Source organism: Mycobacteroides franklinii (assembly GCF_002013895.1).
GTDB lineage: Bacteria > Actinomycetota > Actinomycetes > Mycobacteriales > Mycobacteriaceae > Mycobacterium > Mycobacterium franklinii.
The window spans coordinates 247689-268882 of sequence record NZ_MAFQ01000007.1; the positions used below are offsets into that span (position 1 = coordinate 247689).

Annotated in this window: 22 protein-coding genes; 12 read left to right on the forward strand and 10 right to left on the reverse strand. The window is 66.0% G+C overall.

Features of this window, described 5'->3' with window-relative positions:
• Positions 1–5 precede the first annotated feature (5 nt).
• Positions 6–458: a dUTP diphosphatase gene (dut, locus tag B4393_RS14060; protein WP_078334631.1), complete on the forward strand. Its 453-nt coding sequence runs from the start codon at positions 6–8 to the stop codon at positions 456–458.
• Entirely contained in the window at positions 458–1213 is a 756-nt protein-coding gene (locus B4393_RS14065; RefSeq protein WP_078278060.1) for a DUF3710 domain-containing protein, read from the forward strand. Before dut ends, B4393_RS14065 begins: the two co-directional genes overlap by 1 nt.
• An 8-nt stretch (positions 1214–1221) precedes the next feature.
• Here B4393_RS14065 and B4393_RS14070 read toward each other — a convergent pair whose 3' ends face one another.
• Both B4393_RS14070 and B4393_RS14075 read right to left on the reverse strand, forming a co-directional pair.
• Positions 1222–1626, reverse strand: coding sequence for a nitroreductase family deazaflavin-dependent oxidoreductase (locus tag B4393_RS14070; protein WP_078334709.1), 405 nt, complete (start codon positions 1624–1626; stop codon positions 1222–1224).
• Between the two features lie 38 nt (positions 1627–1664).
• Positions 1665–2528: an NmrA family NAD(P)-binding protein gene (locus tag B4393_RS14075; protein ID WP_078334632.1), complete on the reverse strand. Its 864-nt coding sequence runs from the start codon at positions 2526–2528 to the stop codon at positions 1665–1667.
• 136 nt (positions 2529–2664) lie between these two features.
• Here B4393_RS14075 and sigI point away from each other — a divergent pair, with 136 nt between their 5' ends.
• The gene (sigI, locus tag B4393_RS14080) at positions 2665–3543 is read left to right on the forward strand and encodes an RNA polymerase sigma factor SigI (RefSeq protein ID WP_078334633.1); all 879 of its coding nucleotides are present in this window, start codon (positions 2665–2667) and stop codon (positions 3541–3543) included.
• A gap of 1 nt (position 3544) precedes the next feature.
• Here sigI and B4393_RS14085 read toward each other — a convergent pair whose 3' ends face one another.
• Complete coding sequence (locus B4393_RS14085) at positions 3545–4207, reverse strand: alpha/beta fold hydrolase (protein WP_078334634.1); 663 nt, start codon at positions 4205–4207, stop codon at positions 3545–3547.
• A 146-nt stretch (positions 4208–4353) separates the two neighbouring features.
• On the opposite strand from B4393_RS14085, the gene B4393_RS14090 reads away from it, so the two are divergent.
• Together B4393_RS14090 and B4393_RS14095 are read left to right on the forward strand one after the other, a co-directional pair.
• On the forward strand, positions 4354–4767 hold the full coding sequence (locus tag B4393_RS14090; protein WP_164911316.1) for an OB-fold nucleic acid binding domain-containing protein: 414 nt from the start codon (positions 4354–4356) through the stop codon (positions 4765–4767).
• Positions 4768–5514 (forward strand): DUF3159 domain-containing protein, encoded by a 747-nt coding sequence (locus B4393_RS14095; RefSeq protein WP_078334635.1) that lies wholly within the window; start codon positions 4768–4770, stop codon positions 5512–5514.
• Positions 5515–5520: 6 nt separating this feature from the next.
• Here the strand turns inward: B4393_RS14095 and B4393_RS14100 are convergent, their stop codons facing one another.
• Together B4393_RS14100 and B4393_RS14105 are read right to left on the reverse strand one after the other, a co-directional pair.
• Positions 5521–6180, reverse strand: a complete 660-nt coding sequence (locus B4393_RS14100) for a potassium channel family protein (protein ID WP_078278055.1) — start codon at positions 6178–6180, stop codon at positions 5521–5523.
• A complete protein-coding gene (locus B4393_RS14105; protein ID WP_109558287.1) occupies positions 6177–6866 on the reverse strand; it encodes a potassium channel family protein in 690 nt (229 codons plus the stop codon). Before B4393_RS14105 ends, B4393_RS14100 begins: the two co-directional genes overlap by 4 nt.
• A gap of 120 nt (positions 6867–6986) precedes the next feature.
• On the opposite strand from B4393_RS14105, the gene B4393_RS14110 reads away from it, so the two are divergent.
• From B4393_RS14110 to dxs, 4 genes are all read left to right on the forward strand, one after another.
• Positions 6987–8981: an APC family permease gene (locus B4393_RS14110; protein ID WP_191986962.1), complete on the forward strand. Its 1995-nt coding sequence runs from the start codon at positions 6987–6989 to the stop codon at positions 8979–8981.
• Positions 8982–10148 (forward strand): class I SAM-dependent RNA methyltransferase, encoded by a 1167-nt coding sequence (locus B4393_RS14115; protein WP_078334638.1) that lies wholly within the window; start codon positions 8982–8984, stop codon positions 10146–10148.
• Positions 10149–10251: 103 nt separating this feature from the next.
• The gene (gene nhaA, locus B4393_RS14120; protein ID WP_078334639.1) at positions 10252–11577 is read left to right on the forward strand and encodes a Na+/H+ antiporter NhaA; all 1326 of its coding nucleotides are present in this window, start codon (positions 10252–10254) and stop codon (positions 11575–11577) included.
• A gap of 21 nt (positions 11578–11598) precedes the next feature.
• Positions 11599–13524 carry a 1-deoxy-D-xylulose-5-phosphate synthase gene (gene dxs, locus B4393_RS14125; RefSeq protein WP_078334640.1) on the forward strand — a complete coding sequence of 642 codons (1926 nt, stop codon included), beginning with the start codon at positions 11599–11601 and terminating at the stop codon, positions 13522–13524.
• Here the strand turns inward: dxs and B4393_RS14130 are convergent.
• The 3 genes from B4393_RS14130 to B4393_RS14140 all read right to left on the reverse strand — a co-directional run bounded on the left by B4393_RS14130 (position 13521) and on the right by B4393_RS14140 (position 16070).
• Positions 13521–14186 carry a CatA-like O-acetyltransferase gene (locus B4393_RS14130; protein ID WP_078334641.1) on the reverse strand — a complete coding sequence of 222 codons (666 nt, stop codon included), beginning with the start codon at positions 14184–14186 and terminating at the stop codon, positions 13521–13523. The two genes, dxs and B4393_RS14130, sit on opposite strands and share 4 nt — an antisense overlap.
• A gap of 62 nt (positions 14187–14248) precedes the next feature.
• Complete coding sequence (locus B4393_RS14135) at positions 14249–15451, reverse strand: HRDC domain-containing protein (RefSeq protein ID WP_078334710.1); 1203 nt, start codon at positions 15449–15451, stop codon at positions 14249–14251.
• A gap of 37 nt (positions 15452–15488) precedes the next feature.
• On the reverse strand, positions 15489–16070 hold the full coding sequence (locus B4393_RS14140) for a DUF3000 domain-containing protein (RefSeq protein WP_078278047.1): 582 nt from the start codon (positions 16068–16070) through the stop codon (positions 15489–15491).
• Between the two features lie 112 nt (positions 16071–16182).
• On the opposite strand from B4393_RS14140, the gene hemE reads away from it, so the two are divergent.
• The 3 genes from hemE to hemQ are packed head-to-tail and all read left to right on the forward strand — an operon-like array spanning position 16183 to position 19367.
• Positions 16183–17277, forward strand: a complete 1095-nt coding sequence (gene hemE, locus B4393_RS14145) for a uroporphyrinogen decarboxylase (RefSeq protein ID WP_078334711.1) — start codon at positions 16183–16185, stop codon at positions 17275–17277.
• A gap of 16 nt (positions 17278–17293) precedes the next feature.
• Positions 17294–18679, forward strand: coding sequence for a protoporphyrinogen oxidase (locus tag B4393_RS14150; RefSeq protein WP_078334642.1), 1386 nt, complete (start codon positions 17294–17296; stop codon positions 18677–18679).
• Positions 18672–19367 (forward strand): hydrogen peroxide-dependent heme synthase, encoded by a 696-nt coding sequence (gene hemQ / locus B4393_RS14155; RefSeq protein ID WP_070939415.1) that lies wholly within the window; start codon positions 18672–18674, stop codon positions 19365–19367. Before B4393_RS14150 ends, hemQ begins: the two co-directional genes overlap by 8 nt.
• Before the next feature lie 88 nt (positions 19368–19455).
• Here the strand turns inward: hemQ and msrB are convergent, their stop codons facing one another.
• Positions 19456–19845, reverse strand: a complete 390-nt coding sequence (msrB, locus tag B4393_RS14160; protein WP_078278046.1) for a peptide-methionine (R)-S-oxide reductase MsrB — start codon at positions 19843–19845, stop codon at positions 19456–19458.
• Complete coding sequence (locus B4393_RS14165) at positions 19802–21187, reverse strand: glycosyltransferase family 87 protein (protein ID WP_413816148.1); 1386 nt, start codon at positions 21185–21187, stop codon at positions 19802–19804. Before B4393_RS14165 ends, msrB begins: the two co-directional genes overlap by 44 nt.
• Positions 21188–21194: the final 7 nt, after the last annotated feature.

Consider the following 21194-nt stretch of genomic DNA (forward strand, 5'->3'; position numbering starts at 1 on the left):
CGAGATTGGCGATCGTTCGCCTCGATCGAGAGCTTCCCCTGCCTTCCCGTGCACATGCCGATGATGCGGGGGTCGATCTCTACAGCGCCGAGGACATCGTGATCGAACCCGGCCGCCGGGCGCTGGTGGGCACCGGTATCGCCGTGGCTGTCCCGAGTGGGATGGTCGGGTTGGTGCATCCGCGTTCGGGCCTGGCTGCGCGCGTGGGCCTTTCGATCGTCAACAGCCCCGGCACGATCGACGCCGGGTACCGTGGCGAGGTGAAGCTCAGCCTGATCAACCTGGATCCGGAGACTCCGATCGTCATCGCCCGTGGCGACCGGATCGCGCAGCTGCTGATCCAGCAGGTCGAGTTGCCCGAGTTGGTTGAGGTGGATTCCTTTGACGAGGCCGGTCTGGCCGTGACGACCCGAGGCACGGGTGGGCACGGCTCTAGCGGCGGACATGCGAGTTTGTGATGGCTTTACACCGCAGCGGTGGTCTCAACGACCTGGATGACGCAGCCGACGCCTCCGCGTCGGGCTCGGGGTCGGACGAAACATTTGACGGCCCATACGAAATCGAGGACTTCGACAGCCCCGAGGACGCCGGAGTCGGGCGCCTGGACCTGGGCTCGGTGCTCATCCCGGTACCCGAGGCAGGGCAGATCCAGGTCGAGTTGACCGCGGCGGGTGCGCCCGGTGCGGTCTTCGTGCTGACACCCAACGGGCGCTACTCGGTGGCCGCCTATGCCGCCCCGAAATCCGCCGGTCTGTGGCGCGAGATCGCCGGCGAACTGGCTGAGTCGTTGCGCAAGGAAGCCGCCGAGGTCTCCATCACCGACGGCCCCTGGGGCCGCGAGGTCGTCGGAGTCGCCGAGGGCGGCTCCGTGCGGTTCATCGGCGTCGACGGCTACCGGTGGATGATCCGCTGTGTGCTGCAAGGACCCGCCGAGACCTTCGACGCGTTGGCGCAGGAGGCGCGCGAGGCGGTCGCCGATACCGTCGTGCGTCGCGATGAGAGTCCCTACCCGGTGCGGACCCCGCTGCCGGTGGCGCTGCCCGCACCGATGCTGGAGCAGCTACAGCAGGCGCAGGCCCAGGCGATGGCCCAGGCTGAAACCGAGGCCGTCGCCCAGGAACCCGCGCCGCAAGACGATCCGACGCCGGTGGCCCGCCGCAGCGTCTCCGGGTCGGCGATGCAGCAGCTGCGCTCCACCATCACCGGCGGCTAGATCGGAACCTAATCCGGATCGAACCGGAACACCGATAGCGTTCCGGCCAGCGCCTCGAACTCTTCGGGAGTTCCGTGCCGCACCAATCCGGCGCTCTTGGCGAACCGCACACCCACCGGAACCTTCAGGGCGAATTCCCGCAGCACGCGTCGTGCCGCCTCAGGTGGCACGGTGACGATCCTGACGTGCTGGACACGGTTTCGTCTGGTGAGTGTTCCGGAACCGGCCGCGGCGGCATTACGCGCCCAGTCAGAGCCCGGATAGCCGCCGACGGCGAACAGCCGGCCGTCCATATCAAACGGTGTGATCGGCGTGGGGCGAGGCTGGCCGGTTTTCCTGCCGGGGACTGTGAGCACCATCGCCGGACCCGTGGGGATGCCGAGGCGGTGAAAGGCCCGCACGAGCTTGTTCATCGGTTTGAGCCACCGGGGTGGCTGTGCGCTCGTCATGGTCACCGTCCCTGCTGCGCCGCGAATTCTGCGGGTGCGAACTCGGCTCGAAATCTGTTGGCCCAGGCCGCGAATGTCTCTGCGGGACGCCCGAGTATCCGGTCCACCTCGTGGGTCACCACGGCCGGTTCGGTGATGGTGGCTGCCTGCATGGCCAGGTACGCGTCGGCGAAATCCACCGGGAATCCCAGACCAACGAAGCGCTGACGTACCAGACCATCGGCAACTTGCTCGTACTCCAGGGGGCGTCCCAGTACTTTCCCCAGCACCGCGACCAGGCCGGCATTGGTGAACGCCTGTGGGCCGGTCAACGAGATGCGCTGCCCGATCAGGTCGTCTGTGAGCAGCGCACGGGCGGCGACGCCGGAGATATCCCGGTCGGAGATGGGCGCGGCCGAAGCTGCTGCGTACGGTCCACGGATCACATCACCCGCCGTCAGCTGGCCGCCCCACATGCCGAGAAAGTTGGATGCGAACACGGTCGGGCGCAGACTCACCCACTCCAGCCCGGACTCGACGGCGTACCGTTCCACCTCTTTGTTCCGGTCGCCGCGGAACCGGGATGGCTGGCGGGAGAAATCATCCTCGCAGTTGATGGCGGACAGCGCGACGAGTCGCGTAACCCCCTCGTGCACAGCCTGATTCACGAAGTGGAGGAGATCCTCTCCCAATGCTCGTGAATTCAGGAAGACCGAGGTGGCGCCGCTGAGCCCGGCTCGGGCCGATTCGACGGTTACGACCCGCGGTGAGAAGTTCGCGTGCGCTGGACGCCGGGTGACCGCACGTACGTCGGCGCCTGCCGCGGCGAGTAGGTCGACAAGTGGGCGTCCCACATTGCCTGTTGCGCCGGTGACGAGAATTGTCATGTCGGGTGCTCCAATTCGGGAGGTTCGGGATGGTATTCAGCTGGGTTGGTGGCCCACATGAGTACGACGGGGCGCGAGCGCCGAAAGTTACCGGCGGCGGCGGTAACTTTCCGGGCCGCGGAATCGTCGTAGCGACATGAGTTCTTCGAATACTCACGACGCGCTGGTGGCCGCGGCCTGGCGCGACCATTACCCGTACCTGGTGAACCTGGCCTATCAAATGCTCGGAGACATCGGCGATGCCGAGGACGCGGCCCAGGAAGCGTTCGTTCGGCTGGCGCGTGCCGACGAGGCGGAGATCGACGAGCCGCGTGCCTGGTTGTCGGTGGTGACGGGTCGGTTGTGTCTGGATCAGCTGCGTTCGGCGCGGATGCGCCGCGAGCGGGCTAGTACCGCATCCATGGTCGAATCGTCTGCACCACTGCATGTTTCGGTGAGTGAGGATCCCGCTGATCGGGTCACCCTGGACGATGAGGTGCGCGGCGCCCTGCTGGAGGTGTTGCGCTCGCTGAGCCCAGGTGAACGCGTCGCCTTCGTCCTGCACGACGTCTTCGGGGTCCCGTTCGAGGAGATCGCGTCGACGGTGGGCCGCCCGGTGGGTACCTGTCGCCAACTGGCCCGGCGCGCGCGTACCCGATTCCAGCAGTCCGCATCGCGGGCCAGTGATGTCACAGGTGCCGAGCATCGGCAGCTGATCGAGAAGTTCGTCAGCGCATGCGCCCACGGCGACCTGAGTGGGTTGATGGCGGTCCTAGATCCCAGCGTGTGGGGGATCGGCACCATCATTGGGGATCCCGCGCCCCCGCCGCAGGTCAACCACGGGCGCACCGATGTCGCCACCAACTTGCTCATGTATCTCGGGCATGGCGCCACGCTGGTAGGTGGGCCGTTCGGACAGCCGGTTCTTCTTGCCTTCGCGCGGCGCCGGCTCTTCGCGGTGGTCACCCTGACGGTGCGCGATGGTCTGGTGCTCAAGATCGAGGCCACCGCCGACCCTGCGGCGCGTGGACTGTGACTCAGATATCACTGAGCGCGTCGACACACGCCCGTCCCAGGCACGTCGGGTCGGCCCCCAACTGATCCAGAGTGAAGGTACGCAGCGCCGCGCGCGGCGCCCAGGACGCCCAGTCCTGGCCTACCGCGAGCGGGTGGATCGGGTCATCGGTGGCCGCTGCCACCGCCAAGGGCACGGTCAGCCCGCGGATATCGTCGGCGGACGGATTCACGTAGGCCGAGACCTCCTCCATGGCATCGGGCAGGCCCGGCCACTGGACGGCCCATGATCGGGTGAGCTCGGCAGCGAGCCAGCCGGGGCTGCTGGCCTGCATCGCGGCGGTCACCGCGGCCAGCCCGTCGGAGCGCAGCGATTCGGCGGTGACGCGCGCCGACACCGAGGCCGGTGAGTTTTCCGGCGCTCCGGTCCATGCGGGCATCGCGGCCAGCACCGCCACTGTCGCCCCGGGATTCTGCAATGCCCATGTCAGGGCCACGGCGGTGCCGATGGACACCCCGCCTACCACGATCGGTCCTCCCCGAGCGGCTCGGTCGAGCGCCCGCCGATACCCGTTGACCAGGTCATTCGGTTCTGGGCGCACCGCGATCAGGGTCGCTCCCGCCGTGGCGAGGGCTGGGCCGAAGGCCCGGTTGATGAAGTCGTCATCGGAGCCCGTGCCGGGCATCAGAACAGCGGTGTGGCCATCAAGTTTTGGGGATGAGCCGTGTGCGTGAAGAGCGTTGATGGACGTCACGCCCCTGATTTTGCCCGGTGCGCGGGACACCCCGGGGGTCGCCTGGCATCGCGGGGCGCAAGGGTCTACCGTGGCGGATGCATCAACCGATTGCGCATGTTGAGAGGCCAGGACTGGAAGTGGCTACCACCGGCGGTTATCTGCGTCGACTTACCCGTCGACTGACAGAGGACCTGGATCAAGTAGACGCCGAGAAAATCGGTGACGACGCCGCCGCCACCGGTGCTCAGCGCGTCATCGATTGTCAACGCGGCCAAGAAGTCACCATGTGCGGAACGCTGCGTACGGTCGAAACCAATTCCAAGGGCTGTGTGGCAGGCGTGAAAGCCGAGCTGTTCGACGGCACCGACACCGTGATGCTGGTCTGGCTGGGTCAGCGCCGCATCCCCGGCATCGAATCGGGTCGCACCCTGCTGGTGCGCGGTCGCCTCGGCAAGCTTGAGAACGGCGGCAAGGTGATTCACAATCCGTACTACGAGATTCAGCGCTAAGTGCCGGAAACCTCAGCACACGAGCCCGACGGCTCGGGTGCATTAGACGCGCACGAGGGCCCGCATCTGAAGATCAGCGTGCCCGGGACCAAACCCGAGGAACCGGGCAGCTCACCGCTGCACGAGATGTGGCATCAGGCCGGCGGATGGCAGGGCATCGTCTACTCGTCGATCCCGGTAATCGTCTTCGTCGTCGCGGTCAGCGTGTCCTCTCTCGTCCCCGCGATCATCTCCGCACTGGTTGCCGCGACTCTGGTCCTGATCTGGCGGCTGGTACGGCGGGAATCGCTGCAGCCGGCGGTATCGGGTTTCATCAGTGTCGGTATCAGTGCGCTCATCGCCTATCTCCTCGGCGAGGCCAAGGGCTACTTCCTCATTGGCATCTGGGCCAACTTCTTCTGGGGCATCGTGTTCCTGGTGTCGGTCATCATCCGCCGCCCTATCGTCGGCTATGCCTACAGCTGGGCGACCGGGGGAGACATGTCCTGGCGCGGTAATAGGCGCGTCGTGGCGGCCTTTGATATCGCGACGGTGGCCTGGATCGCGTTGTTCGCCGTCAGATTCGTTGTGCAGGAGTGGCTGTACCTCGCGGGGAACACGGCCTGGCTGGGTGGGGCGAAGATCGCCATGGGCTGGCCCCTGACGGCAGTCGGCGCGTTGGTCACTCTGCTGGTGATCCGTTACGTGCGACGCCACACCGATCAGGCGGCGCAGGACCAGACGGTCGGGCCAGCGCCGACCGCCTAGTCCTAGCTACTCGGGCAGCACTGCCCGATGCAGCTCGTCCTCGATCTCGGCGGTGGCCACCAGGATCAGCTCGTCGCCACCCTCAAGGGGTTCGTCGGGCTGTGCCGGAATGACGCGCGATCCGCGCAGAATCGCCACCAGCACCGCGTCGCGGGGGAGTTCCAACTTGCGTACCGGCTTACCGCCCCACGGGGTGTCGTCGGGCAGCGTGATCTCCACCAGGTTGGCCTGTCCCTTGCGGAACTCCATGAGCCGCACCACGTCACCGACGGCGACGGCCTCTTCGACGAGGGAGGCCAGCATTCGTGGCGTGGACACCGCGACGTCAACGCCCCAGGCCTCGTCGAACAGCCACTCGTTGCGGGGGTCGTTCACCCGGGCCACCACACGGGCCACCGCGAACTCGGTTTTGGCCAGCAGGCTCAGTACCAGATTGGCCTTGTCGTCACCGGTTGCCGCGATCACCACGTCGAAGGTGTGCAGCTCCTCGGCTTCCAGCAGGCTGATCTCACAGGCATCGCCGAGCCGCCAATGCGCCTCGGGCACCGCCTCCGGATCGATGTGGTCGGGGTTGCGTTCCAGCAGTGTGACGTCATGACGGCTCTCGATGAGCTCGCGCGCGATCGAGCGCCCGACGGCGCCGGCGCCTCCGATGGCGACCTTCATCGGGCACCTCCGTGGTCGTCGTCGGCGTCCTCGCCCGGTGGCTGGGCCGCGATGGCCATCGCCTCGGCGGCCCGGCCCGATACTGCGGAGACGTAGACCTCGTCGCCGTCCTGGATCACCGTCTTGGCGTCAGGCAGCACGCCGGTGCCGAACCGGATGATGAAGGCCGCCCGCGCGCCGGTGGCGGTCTCTAGCGCCGTGACGCGCTTGCCGATCCATTCTTCGTGCAGTGCGAGCTCGGTCACGACTACCGAGCCGGACGGATCGCGCCATTTGGTGGTGTCGCTTTCGCGTGTGAGGGCGTGCAGCAGCCGATCGGTAGCCCACGGCACGGTCGCGACCGTGGGGATGCCCAGCCGTTCGTAGACCGCGGCGCGCTTGGCGTCGTAGATGCGGGCGACGACGCGCTCGACGCCGAAGGTTTCGCGGGCCGCCCGGGCCGAGATGATGTTCGAGTTGTCGCCGGAGGAAACCGCGGCGAACGCCTGGGCCCGTTCGATCCCGGCCCGCAACAGCACATCGCGATCAAAACCCATGCCGACGATGCGTTCGCCAGTGAATTCGGGGCCGAGCCGGTTGAACGCGGAGGCTTCCTTATCGATGATCGCCACCTCATGGCCGATCCTTGCCAGGCCGCAGGCTAACGCAGCGCCCACGCGCCCGCAGCCCATCACCACTACTCGCACCGGTTGACCTTTCTGGATACGGCTTCGTCGCAATAGTTGGACGCCGCGTCGCGTCGCCCGACACAGCGATGTCAAGTGAGACCGTACCGCGATTGCTCGCGTGGCCTAATGTTGGCGTTCGTGTCTACGCTTTCCAAGCTGTCGACGGCGGCTCGACGCCTGGTAATCGGGCGACCGTTTCGCAGTGACAGCCTTGGCCATACCCTGCTGCCGAAGCGCATCGCGCTACCTGTTTTCGCCTCGGACGCGCTGTCCTCGGTGGCGTATGCGCCCGAAGAGATCTTTTTGGTGCTCTCCGTGGCGGGCATGTCCGCCTACGCGATGACGCCATGGATCGGCCTTGCCGTCGCCGCGGTGATGATGGTGGTGGTCGCGAGCTACCGGCAGAACGTGCACGCCTACCCGTCGGGCGGTGGCGACTATGAGGTCGTCACCACCAATCTCGGGCCCACCGCGGGTCTGACGGTCGGCAGCGCCCTGCTGGTGGATTACGTGTTGACCGTTGCCGTTTCCATGTCCTCGGCGATGTCGAACATCGGCTCGGCGATTCCGCTCGTCGCGCAGCACAAGGTCACGTTCGCGGTGGTCGCCATTGTGATCCTGATGTCGATGAATCTGCGCGGGGTCCGCGAATCGGGCGCCGCGTTCGCGATTCCCACGTACGCCTTCATGGTCAGCATGTACCTCATGTTGGGCTGGGGGCTGTTCCAGATCTACGTACTCGGTACCCCGCTCAAGGCGGAGTCGGCCTCCTTTGAGATGCATGGCGAAGGCAGCGGCATCCTGGGCTTCGCGCTGGTGTTCCTTGTCGCGAGGGCTTTCTCGTCGGGATGTGCGGCGCTTACGGGTGTGGAAGCGATCAGCAATGGCGTGCCCGCCTTCCGGAAACCCAAGTCGCGTAACGCGGCCACGACGCTGCTGCTCCTCGGCGGCATCGCCATCACCCTGTTCATGGGCATCATCCTGCTGGCCGAACGCACCGGTGCGAAGATTGCCGAGGACCCCGCCACGCAACTGGTGGGTGCGCCCGCCAACTACCACCAGAAGACCCTGGTCGCCCAGCTGGCCGAGGCGGTGTTCGGTGACTTCCGGATCGGCTTCGTGTTCATCACCGTGGTGACGGCGCTCATCTTGGTGCTGGCCGCCAACACCGCGTTCAACGGTTTCCCGGTGCTCGGATCGATTCTGGCGCAGGACCGTTACCTGCCGCGCCAGCTGCACACCCGCGGTGACCGGCTGGCGTTCTCCAACGGCATCATTTTCCTATCGGCCGTCGCCATCCTGTTCGTGGTGGCGTTCAAGGCCGAGGTGACCGCGCTCATCCAGCTGTACATCGTCGGTGTCTTCGTGTCCTTCACGCTCAGCCAGATCGGCATGGTGCGGCACTGGACCCGGTTGCTCACGACCGAGACCGACCCGGCGATGCGCGGCAAGATGATCCGCTCACGGATCATCAACACCATCGGTTTCATCATGACCGGGGCGGTGCTGCTGGTCGTCCTGGTCACCAAATTCCTTGCCGGAGCGTGGATCGCGATCCTGGCAATGGGTCTGCTGTTCGTGCTCATGAAGATGATCCACAAGCACTACAACACGGTGGCCCGCGAACTGGACAACCACGAGGGAGAGGTGGTGCTGCCCAGCCGTACCCATGCCGTCGTCCTCGTCTCCAAGGTGCACCAGCCCACGCTGCGCGCTCTGGCTTACGCCCGTGCCACTCGTCCGGACGTCTTGGAAGCGATCACCGTCAGTGTGGACGATCGGGACACCCGCGAGCTTGTACGTGAATGGGAGACAAGCGATCTCAGCACCCCGCTGAAGGTGATCGCCTCCCCGTACCGCGAAATCACCCGGCCGATCCTCGATTACGTCAGGCGCATCAGTAAGGAAGCGCCGCGCACGGTCGTCTGCATCTTCATCCCCGAGTACGTGGTGGGGCATTGGTGGGAGCAGGTGCTGCACAACCAGAGTGCGCTGCGGCTCAAGGGGCGTCTGCTGTTCGTTCCCAACGTCATGGTCACATCCGTTCCCTGGCAACTTGATTCGTCCGAACGTCGGCGGGAGCTCGACGAGCAGTCCGCACCCGGGGACTCGCGACGCGGTTTCGACTCGTAGATGGCTATCGGCGAAATCCTCGAAGTCCAGACCGGCGGGCCGGCCAACGGGGGCAGTGTGGTGGCCCGGCAGGATGGGCGCGTCATCTTCGTCAGATACGCGCTTCCCGGTGAGCGGGTGCGGGTGCAGATCACCGACGACCGGCAAGCCAGTTTCTGGCATGGTGCCGCGATCGAGGTCCTCGACCCATCGCCGCACCGCATCGAACCGTTGTGCCCGATCGCCCATGGTAGCGGCGAATCTGGTTGCTGCGATCTCTCTTTCGCCGACCCCGCGTATCTGCGCGAACTCAAGGGCGATGTGGTGAGCCAGCAGCTGGCGCGGCTCGGCAAGTACGACTGGCAGGGCGTGGCGCAACCAGTGGGAACCGGCGCCCCCACCGGATGGCGTACCCGGGTGCGTCTGGATGTCAATGCGTTGGGCCAACCGGGTTTTCACCGGTATCACAGTGACGAGTTGGTGACCGACCTGCGCTGTGCCCAGGTGGTACCAGGATTACTCGACGGGCTGGATGAGCCGAATCTGGGTTCCGACGGGCCGCTGCACGCCGTGATAGACGATCAGGGACGGCGACATGTGTTGCGCGGGCGCACGATTGTCGAGGGTGAGGATGTCGCGGTCCAGAAAGTGGGGGACCGGCACTGGCTGGTTCCGGTAACGGCCTTCTGGCAGGCGCACCGCGACGCGGCAAGCACGTACAGCCAACTGGTCTCGGAATGGGCCGAGCTGGAACCGGGGATGAGTGCCTGGGACTTGTACGGCGGCGTCGGGGTTTTCGCCGCGGTGCTGGGGGAAGCGGTGGGACGCACGGGACGTGTTGTCAGCGTGGATACCTCGCGGCCGGCGTTCCGTAGTGCCAAGGGCGCGTTGGGTGACCTGCGTCAGGTCACGATGATCTGTGGTTCGGTCCGCCACGCCATGCGCGATCTGGGCGCGGCGGATGTTGCGGTGCTGGATCCGCCCCGGGCGGGTGCCGGGCGTGAGGTGATCGGAAAAATCGCGGAGGCCAACGTGCCAAGGGTTATCCATATCGGCTGTGAGGCAGCGGCATTCGCGCGCGATGTGGGCCTTTACCTGGAACGTGGATATCGGGTCCGGGAGTTGCGGGTGTTCGACGCGTTTCCGCTGACTCACCACATCGAGAGCTTCGCCCTGCTCACCCGATAGACAGCAACGAGCGTAAAGATCTTATAAACTGGCTCCCAGGTGTGCCGGGAAGTCTGGTCGGCGGTTATCGAGCCCTACCTGAAAAACGAACGGACACCGACTCATGCGACTTAGCCAGCGCGTCTTCACCCGCGGATCATGGGCGGAGTCGTCGCGCGTCGCCGAAATTCTGCGTAAGGAGACCGTCGGCGGCGTCCTGTTGGTGGTGGCGGCGTTGACCGCGCTGCTGTGGGCCAACTCGCCGTGGAGCTCCTGGTACTACCGGCTGGGTGGTATCGCCGTCGGGCCCGAGCGCTTGCATCTGAACCTGACGTTGGCGGGCTGGGCCACGGACGGGTTGCTGGCGATTTTCTTCTTCGTGGTGGGGGTGGAACTCAAACGCGAATTCGTCGCGGGGGACCTACGCGATCCGGGTCGGGCCGCGCTGCCGATCGTCGCGGCGGTGGGCGGCATGATCGTGCCCGCCGCCATCTATCTGGCGGTCAATGCCGCCGGTGGTGGCGAAGCGATGCGTGGCTGGGCCATCCCGACGGCCACCGATATCGCCTTCGCGCTTGCTGTGCTCGCGGTGATTTCTACCCATCTGCCCACGGCGCTGCGCACCTTTCTGCTCACCCTGGCGGTGGTCGACGATCTGCTGGCCGTCATCGTGATCGCCGTTTTCTACACCGATGAGCTGCACTGGGGACCGCTGGGAATGGCGCTCATCCCGCTCGGACTGTTCACCCTGGCCGTGCAGCGCCGCCGCCGGGAGTGGTGGTTACTGGTGCCGCTGGCGGTGGCCACCTGGGCGTTGGTGCATGCCTCGGGTGTGCACGCGACGGTGGCAGGGGTACTCCTCGGGTTCGCCGTCCCGGTGTTGCGGCGTGATGGCCGCACCGACGTGCACGGTATGGCCGAGCAATTCGAGCATCGACTGCGGCCGCTGTCGGCGGGTGTTGCGGTGCCGGTATTCGCTTTCTTCGCCGCCGGTGTCACCCTCGGTGGCTTCGCCGGGCTCGGGCAGGCTTTACTCGATCCGGTGGCGCTCGGCGTGGTCCTGGGCCTGCTGGTGGGCAAACCGGTGGGGATCTTCCTGACCACCTATCTGCTGGCACGGTTCACCCGTGCCAGCCTCGATGACGACCTCAGTTGGCTGGATATCGCGGGTGTGGCCCTGCTCGCCGGGATCGGCTTCACGGTGTCGCTGCTGATCGGTGAGCTGGCGTTTGGAGACGCGGAGTCGGCGACATCCGGTTTGGGCGCGGAAACCGCGTCTCACGTCAAGGTGGGGGTGCTCGCCGGGTCGTTGACATCGGCGGCGGTGGCGTCGGTGGTGCTCAGGCTCCGGAATCGGGCATATGAGCGCATCGAGGCGAAGGAGACTTTGGATGCCGATCACGACGGGGTGCCCGATGTCTTTGGGTCCGCTTCAAGCGACCGGATCTGAATCGCTGCGTAGACTGACGGGATGCTTGACGACATCAGGGGGCCGGGTGACCTGCAGGGTCTCTCGAAGCGAGAACTGGACTTGCTCGCTGACGAGATCCGCGAGTTCCTGATTCACAAGGTCGCCGCGACCGGCGGCCATCTCGGACCCAACCTGGGTGTCGTCGAGCTCACGCTCGCCCTGCATCGCGTTTTCGAGTCACCGTATGACCCGATCATCTTCGACACCGGGCACCAGGCGTACGTCCACAAGATCCTCACCGGCCGTACCGGAGATTTCGACACGCTGCGCCAGAAGGACGGACTGTCGGGGTACCCGTCACGGGCCGAGAGTGAGCACGACTGGGTGGAATCGAGCCATGCGTCGTCGGCCTTGTCCTACGCCGACGGACTCGCCAAGGCCTTTGAGCTCACCGGGCAACGGCGCCGGCATGTCGTCGCGGTGGTCGGAGACGGTGCCCTCACCGGCGGGATGTGCTGGGAGGCGCTGAACAATATCGCCGCCGCGGCGCATCGGCGCATCATCATCGTCGTCAACGACAACGGGCGCAGCTACGCGCCCACCATTGGCGGGCTGGCTTCGCATCTGGCCGGGCTGCGGCTCACTCCCTCGTACGAGAAGGTTCTCGACGAGAGCAAGAAGCTGCTGCGCGGTATGCCGGTGGTGGGGCCATTGGCATACGCGTTGATGCACAGCCTCAAGGTGGGGGTCAAGGACGCGGTATCGCCGCAGGTGATGTTCACCGATCTCGGGATGAAATACGTTGGGCCGGTTGACGGTCACGATGAGCAAGCGGTGGAGGACGCGCTGCGCCGTGCCCGCGGCTATGGCGGCCCGGTGATCGTGCACGTGATCACCCGCAAGGGCATGGGATACGGCCCGGCCGAGGACGACGAGGCCGAGCAGATGCATTCCACCGGCGTCATCGACCCGAAAACCGGTCGGGCCATTAAGGCTTCGGCTCCTGGTTGGACGTCAGTGTTCTCCGACGCACTCATCGATGTGGCCAGGGAGCACCGCAATATCGTGGCGATCACCGCGGCCATGCCGGGCCCGACCGGGCTCAGCAAGTTCGGTGAGTGCTTCCCTGATCGGTTGTTCGATGTCGGCATCGCCGAGCAGCACGCCGTCACCTCGGCGGCGGGGCTTGCGATGGGCGGCCTGCACCCCGTGGTGGCGATCTACTCCACCTTCCTGAACCGCGCGTTCGATCAGGTGATGATGGACGTTGCGCTGCACCAGCTTCCGGTGACTTTTGTACTGGACCGCGCCGGGATCACCGGAAGCGACGGGGCCAGCCACAACGGCATGTGGGATCTGTCGATCCTGAATGTGGTGCCCGGAATGCGGGTCGCCGCGCCCCGCGATGCGTCGCGGCTACGCGAAGAGCTCACCGAAGCCCTCGCGATCGACGACGGTCCGACCGCGCTGCGGTTCCCGAAAGGCGATGTCGGCGAGGATATCCCGGCGGTCGAGCGACGAGATGGCATTGACATATTGGCCCGGCCGGCCAGCGGTTTGCATGCCGATGTGCTGCTGGTGGCGATCGGCCCATTCGCGTCGACGGCATTGGCGGCGGCGGAAAGACTGGGCAAGCAGGGGATCGGGGTTACCGTCGTCGATCCGCGCTGGGTGTTCCCCGTTCCCGAACACGTGGTGGAACTGGCCGGGCAGCATCGCCTGGTGGTCACTGTGGAGGACAGCGGTGTGCACGGCGGTGCCGGCAGCGCGGTGACGGCCGCGTTGCAAGATGCCGACGTGGACGTGCCGAGCCGGGATATCGGTGTGCCGCAGCAGTTCCTGGATCACGCGTCGCGCGGGCAGATCCTTGAGCAGCTCGGTTTGACCGATCAGCACATCGCCCGCAAGATCACCGGTTGGGTGGCCGCGATGAGCCGCGAGATTGGCGACAGCACCGTGAACCCGGCGACACAACAGGTCGACTAACCGTCTACCCAGTCCGGGGTGGCGATGATTTCGCGTAGATCCTCGACCAGCTGCGCGCAGTGGTATCCGTCAGCGGCGGCGTGATGAACCTGCAGTGCCAGCGGCATCATGGTCCGGCCACCCTGCTCGTGGAACTTGCCGATGGTGAAGATGGGGGCCAGATGTTCCCAGCCGGGGGCGATGGTGAGTGTGAAGCCGGTAAAGCTGGTCCAGGGGATGCTCGAGATATCGAAGACGTTGCGCGGACGTGACTCGCCCTGCGGGAAAAGTGTTGCGGCATTCCGATATTCGACCAGGAGCTCGGCGACTTCGGCGTGAAACGCGCCAAAGTCGGGCGTGTAGCGTGCGCTGATTCCGGCGAAGGTCTCACGATCGGGATTGAACACCGTGAATCCTGGGTTCACGACATCCCAGATCGCGGGATTTCCCTGATCGTCGAGCGCCATGCGGAATTCCGGGTGACGGTTGACGACGGTCGCCAAGGCCCAGATCTGAGTCGGATATGTCTTGCGGCCGGTCGCGCGGATCGCCTTCCGCAGGTCCGTGACGTCCACGTCCACCGTCATCGAGTAGTAGGTGGGGCAGCGATTCAGGTAGTGCTCGAACCATTCTCGTCGCGCCCACTGCTGTACGTCGATGGGTTCAAGGTTCGCCATGATCATCAGCGAAACGTGTTCGGGGCGAACGCGCAACTGAGATTCAGCGGGCGACGCGATGCGGCGGGTTACTCGGCCAACGCCTCGGCGAGGATCGGGACGGCCAGTTCCCGTTGCCATGGGCGCGCACCGTGTGCGGCCAGTTGTTCTTCGACATCCCCGTGTCCGTCCCAGTCCCAGCAGATCCGCCGGATGATCTCCGGGGTGACGATGTTCTCCACGGGCACCGATATCTGCTCGGAGAGTGTCGACAGGGCCGCCCTGACGGCTTCCAGGCGGGCATAGGCCTCGGGCTTGCGCCGCGACCAGCGCGACACCGGCGGGGGGCCGGTGGTGGGTTCGTTCACCGGTGGAGGAGCGGCACCGCTGCGTGCTTTCGCGAGCGCCGCCAGCCAACGGTCGGCCTGCTGCTTCTGCCGGGGCCCGCCGAAGACCGGGAGGGCGACCAATTCGGCGCGCGTCTTGGGATCGGCCAGCGCGGCCTCGATGATTGCCGAATCGGGCAGGGTACGGCCGGGGGCAACGTCGCGTGCGCGGGCCAATTCGTCACGGCTGAGCCATAATTCGCGAACAGCCGCCAATTGTCCCGGCTTGCGTACCTTGTGGACACCGGAGGTGCGACGCCAGTTGTCCCGGCGCGTCGTGGGCACCGGTGTGTGCGCGAGATGTTCGAACTCCTGGCGCGCCCATTCCGTCTTGTCCTGCTCGGCGAGCACGTCGGCGATCTTCTCGCGCAGCTCGACGAGCACCTCGACATCCAGCGCCGCATAGTTGAGCCAATCGTCCGGCAGCGGACGCTTGGACCAGTCGGCGGCGCCATGGCCCTTGGCCAGCCCCAACCCGAGCAGCCGGTGCACCATCGAGGCCAGGTTCACCTTCTCGAATCCGGCAAGGCGCCCGGCCAATTCGGTGTCGTAGAGCGACGGCGGTTTCATGTCCAATTCGGCCAGGCAGGGCAGGTCCTGGTCGGCGGCGTGCAAGATCCATTCGTCGGCGCCCAGCGCCTCGACGATCGGCCCGAGGGCATCCGGAACATTGGTCGGATCCAGCAGCACTGTCCCCGCGCCGCGGCGGCGAATCTGGATCAGATAGGCCCGGTTGGAGTAGCGAAACCCCGAGGCTCGTTCGGCGTCGACGGCAAACGCGCCGGTGCCGGAAGTCAAACGTTGTGCGGCCGCGCGTATTTCATCCGTCGATGCGGTGATCGGCGGCACCCCTTCGGCGGGACGCAGCAGCGGTATTGGCTCGGGAAGCTCGAAGTCGGCGTCCATATCTTCGGTTTTCATATCTGAGTCAGCAGCGTATGCGCTAAGCGCGGTGGCGCGAACCCAGATCCGTCACACCGACCGGCGGCAGGCCCGCCGCATGCTCCAGCACCTCGCAGAACGCCTCGACATGGGTGCCGATATCCGCGCCGGTGGCGGTCCAGGATGCACGTAGCTCCAGCTGGTGGGCGCGTCCAGGACCGGCGATGTCGCCGTAGCGGACGGAAGTGGTGGCGGTGACGGTTCCGCCCAACGCCGTCACGTCCGCGGTGCGTGTGTTGAGGGCGTCGACAAGCCAGCTCCACGCAACCTCCGGCAGCAACGGATCCACGGCTTCGGAGGAATCCAGGTCGGCCTGGATATAGGCGACCAGCCGCATGGTGCCGTTCCACGCCTCGTCACCGTCGGGATCGTGCAGCAGGATTAGCCTGCCGAACGCATCGCCCTCGGATTGTTCGGGCACGTTATCGGTGTCGCGGTGTTTGATCTCAGCGCCGAGTGCGTAGCTGAACGGGGCCAGCCGTTGCGGGGGACGAATAGTGCCCAGCTCGATTTCCGGACGCGCGGTCACGGAGTTCATCGCGTCGACCGCCGCGCGGAACGGGGCTGGTTCGGCAGACGTCACAGCAATGGACGGTAGCGCGCGGGGCCGACATGCTCCCGCAGGCGCGCCGTGCGACGGTGTCTGAGGCTCTTGGCGTGTACGGCTCATCGCAGCCATGGCAGCATGGGCGGTGATGACCGGATTGAACGAAGATAGCGCGACGACGGCGCAAACCCCTTCGAAAACGCGGCGTGACCTGCCAACTTCGCCATATTTGGTGGCCGCTGCGGGTGGGGTGCCCAGCCACCCTCCGGTGTGGTTCATGCGACAGGCTGGACGTTCGCTACCCGAGTACCGCGCGGTGCGCGCGGATCACGCCATGCTGGACGCCTGTTTCAATCCCGAACTGGTTTGCGAGATCACCTTGCAGCCGATCCGCAGGCACCACGTGGACGCTGCCATTTTGTTCTCGGACATCGTGGTCCCGCTGAAGGCCGCGGGAATCGATCTGGACATCGTTCCCGATGTCGGGCCCGTGATCGCCAACCCCGTGCGCACCACCGCCGATGTGGCGGGGCTGCCGCGCTTGGAGCCCGGTCAGGTCGAGGCCGTCAGCGCCGCGGTACGACTGCTGGTTACCGAACTCGGCGCCACCCCATTGATCGGTTTCGCGGGTGCGCCCTTCACGTTGGCCTCTTATCTGGTCGAGGGCGGCCCGAGTCGTCATCATCAGCGCACCAAGGCCCTGCTGTTGGGTGATCCGCAGACTTGGCATGCCTTGATGACCGCGCTGACCGATATCACCATCGAGTTCCTGCGCGCACAGCTCGATGCCGGCGTGGACGCACTGCAGCTGTTCGACTCGTGGGCGGGCGCACTGTCCCTTGCCGAGTATCGCTCCGCCGTATTGCCGCACAGCACAAGGATTTTCGAGGAATTTGCGGGCGTTGGTGTGCCGATGACGCATTTCGGGGTGGGTACCGCCGAGCTGCTCGGTGCGATGGGGGAGGCAGGAGCCACGGTGGTAGGTGTGGACTGGCGGACCCCGCTGGACGTCGCCGCCGCCCGGGTCGGTTCCGGAAAAGCCTTGCAGGGCAACCTCGATCCGGCCGTGCTGTTCGCCGGTTGGCCGGTGGTGGAGCGCGAGGTGCGCCGCATCGTCGCCGAGGGGCGCCAGGCGGTGGCCGCCGGGGCAGCCGGACATGTCGTCAATCTGGGCCACGGAGTGCTGCCGGACACCGATCCCGCGGTGCTCACCGATGCGGTGGCGCTGGTGCATTCCCTGTGATGTCTGTGATATCCGGATGACGCCGCCGCCGTCGGATTCTCCCTCCATCGCCATTGTGGGGGGCGGTATTTCGGGTCTGACGGCGGCATATCGACTGCGCAGTGAACTCGACGGCCTCGGCGTAGGCGGAGCCAGCATCACCGTGTACGACCCCGCCGAGCAGCTGGGCGGCATCCTGCGCACCATCACCCTGGGTGAGCACCGCATCGATATCGGTGCGGAAGCGTTCATCACCCGGCGCCCGGAGGTGCTGGACCTCCTGGACGAGCTGGGTTTGGCGGACCGCAGGCTCGAGACCACCGGTGCGCGGCCACTCGTCTACGCCGGCGGCAGCCTGCATCCGCTGCCCACGCGGACCGTCAACGGCATCCCCGCCTCGGCATCATCGGTGATCGGCCTGGTAGACGACGAGACCGTCGCCCGCATCGACAGTGAACCTCAGCGCGATATGCCGTGGACCGTCGGAGCCGACCCCACCGTCGCCGACCTGGTGGCATTGCGGTTCGGGCCGCAGGTCGTCGCCAGGCTGGTTGATCCGCTGCTCGGTGGTGTGTACGCGGGCTCTGCCGCGACGACGGGTCTGCGCACGGCGGCGCCCGGTATCGCCCGGGCGCTCGACGAGGGTGCGGGCAGTCTGCTCGCGGCGGCCCGGCAGGCCTTGCCGCCGATATCTGCCACCGGCATCTTCGGTGCCGTCGACGGCGGGTACGCGGTGTTGGTGGATGAACTCTGGAGCCGCGCGCGCGCCGAACATCGGCAACTCGCGGTGACGGGTGTCGAACGCGACGGGGACGGCTGGACCGTTACCGGAGCGGGCGTGTCCGATCGTGTGGATGCGGTCATTGTCGCCGTACCCGCACCCCGCGCGGCGGCCATTCTGGATGCGGTGGCACCCGAGTCGGCGGCCGCGGCGCGCACGATCCCGGTGGCTTCGTCGGTGGTGGTGGCGCTGACCTTGCCCGGCGATGTCGAGCTTCCGGCCAATTCCGGTGTGCTTGTCGCGTCGGCAGAATCGTTACATACCAAGGCCATAACGTTCTCGACCAGCAAGTGGGGGATGCGTGGACGGAGCACCCAGGTGGTGCGGCTGTCCTACGGACGCTTCGGTGACACGGTGGCACGCGCCACCAGTGACGACCAGCTGCGGCATTGGGCCGTCGTGGATCTGGAAACCGTCCTCGGTGCTCCCGTCGCTCCGATCAATTCGGCGCTGGCCCGCTGGATTGACGCCATGCCGCAGTACGGGCCCGGCCATGCCGATGTCGTGGATGCCGTCCGCGCCGGATTGCCGTCAGGAATCGCGGTGGCGGGCTCCTACCTGGACGGGATAGGGGTGCCGGCCTGTGTGGCCTCCGCCTCTCAAGCCGCGCGGGACAGCGTGGCACGATGGAGGCATGGCTAGCCTCGATTTCGACACCCTCAACTCCACCATCCGCTACCTGATGTTCTCGGTATTCCAGGTACGCGACGGAGGGTTGGGCGAGGATCGCGACGGCGCCGCCGACGAGGTGGCCACCCTGATCAAGCGGCACGAGGATGACGGCGTCGTGGTGCGTGGCATTTATGACGTGGCCGGCCTGCGTGCCGATGCCGACTTCATGATCTGGTCGCACGCCGAATCCATCGAGAAGCTCCAGGCGTTGTACAGCGACTTCCGGCGCACCACCGCCCTGGGCCGGGCCAGCACTCCGGTGTGGAGCAACGCGGCCCTGCACCGTCCCGCCGAGTTCAACAAGAGCCACATCCCGGCGTTCCTCGCGGGGGAGGAGCCGGGCGCCTACATCTGCGTGTATCCCTTTGTGCGGTCTTACGATTGGTACCTGCTGCCCGATGAGGAGCGGCGCAAGATGCTCGCCGATCACGGTATCGCCGCGCGTGCGTACAAGGATGTGCGTGCCAACACCGTGCCTGCGTTCGCGCTCGGCGACTACGAGTGGTTGCTGGCGTTCGAGGCCCCCGAGCTGTACCGCATCGTCGACCTGATGCGCGACCTGCGCGCCACCGAGGCGCGGCTGCATGTGCGCGAGGAGACGCCCTTCTTCACCGGCCCGCGGATCTCGGCCGAAGAGCTCGTCGCCCGCCTGCCTTAGGCGAAAACCCGCGCGAAAACCCCGCGCCGACACGCCGTGACATGCCGAGACACGCCCGCGCAACGCGGCGTGTCGACGGCACGCGGGGTCAGGACGGCTGCAGCGTCAGTGAGATCGAGTTGATGCAGTAGCGCTGGTCGGTGGGCGTGGGATATCCCTCTCCCTCGAACACGTGCCCCAGGTGGCTGTGGCAGTTGGCGCACAGCACCTCCACGCGCCGCATGCCCATCGAGTCGTCGGGCTTGAGGATCACCGCGTCTGAATCGGCCGGGTCGAAGAACGACGGCCAGCCGCAATGGGATTCGAACTTCTCGGTGCTGCGGAACAGCTCGGCGCCACAGGCCCGGCAGGCGTATACGCCCTCGGTCTTGGTGTCGGTGTACTCGCCGACGAACGGTCGTTCGGTGCCGGCGCGGCGCAGCACCGCGAACTCGTCAGGAGTCAGTCTCTCCCGCCACTGCTCGTCGGTCAGATTCACCTTCGGGTCGTTCGATGTCGTCATCGTCTGCTGACTCCTTAGTGCCTATCGCAGCCCTCATCCAGTCTGGATCCAGCCCATGCTCCAGTGTGCCAGCGGCCTTGGCAGCCCGGTATCGAAGCACCAGCACCATCATCACGACGATGAGCAGCAGGCACCACCCGTAGGTGATTTTCAGGTACTCCAGGGCGCGGCCGGTCGTCAGCCAGTGCACGAGCAGCCAGCGGTCCATGGTGAAGAAACCGTAGATCGCCAGCCAGGCCGGCCAGTTCCGCAGCACCGAGTTGGGCAGCACGATCGTCATGACGAACGGGAACAGCGCCATCGAGTAGTAGCCCTGGCCCAATCCCAGCAGCAGGAATGACGCGGTCAGCACCACACCGCCGGTGGTCAATGCCCAGAACCTGGGGTCGCGCCGGCGGTAGTACTTGTACAGCAGCCACACGCTCACCAGGGCGATCAGCAGGAACGCGATGCGCAGGAAGCCGATCAGTGGTACGGGGAGCCCGTAGTACACGCCATTGCCGGCGATGGAGCTGTTGAAGTAGTCGCGGGTCTCACCGAGGTACCTGACGGTGCGCCGCAGATAGTCCCAGCCGTCCACGATCCGGACCTTGTGCGGGCCGAACATCGCCACCGCGTTGAAGAAGGCGGGGATACCGAAGGCGGCCGCGAAAACCCGCCACTGCCGGTTCAATAGCGGCAGCAACAGCAGCGGTAACAGCAGTGGTTTGATGACCAGCGTCAGGCCTATCGCGACGCCGGATAGCCATTCGGAGTTCTTGTTCCCATCCAGCAGCCAGCGGAAGAACAGCACCTCCAGCAGTAGCATCACGCCATTGATGTTGGTGAAAACAATTGTGTTGGTGACACTTTCGGTGCAGAACATGGCCAGCAGCAGTGCCGGTGCGGCCACCGAGGCCAGCGTGAAGTTGAAAAGCCGCAGCAGGAAGTAGGCCGCGAGCACGATCGCGATGGCGTTGATGGTGATGAACCAGTACCGCGAAGCATCCACGGGCAGATATCCGAAGGGCGCCAGCAGCAGGGTGCCGCCTGGCGGATAGATGTAGTGCGGGTCTACGTAGGAGAAGTTCTCGTTGTAGACCGGCTGGTGCCGTTTGAAGGCGATGACGGCGCGGTAGACGGGCCCGAAGTCGTCGGTGATGTAGCCGTTGGTACCCAGCACGTAGCTGCGATGGATCACCGCCATGATGGCCACCGGCCACAGCACCGAACGCAGAATGGTCGCGACTGACGGCGGTGCGGTCGGCGGTTTCAGAGCCTGTGCGACGGAGTTCTTGAAGCCCTCGATCAGGCGTGAAAATGACGTATCGACTGACACCACGCAG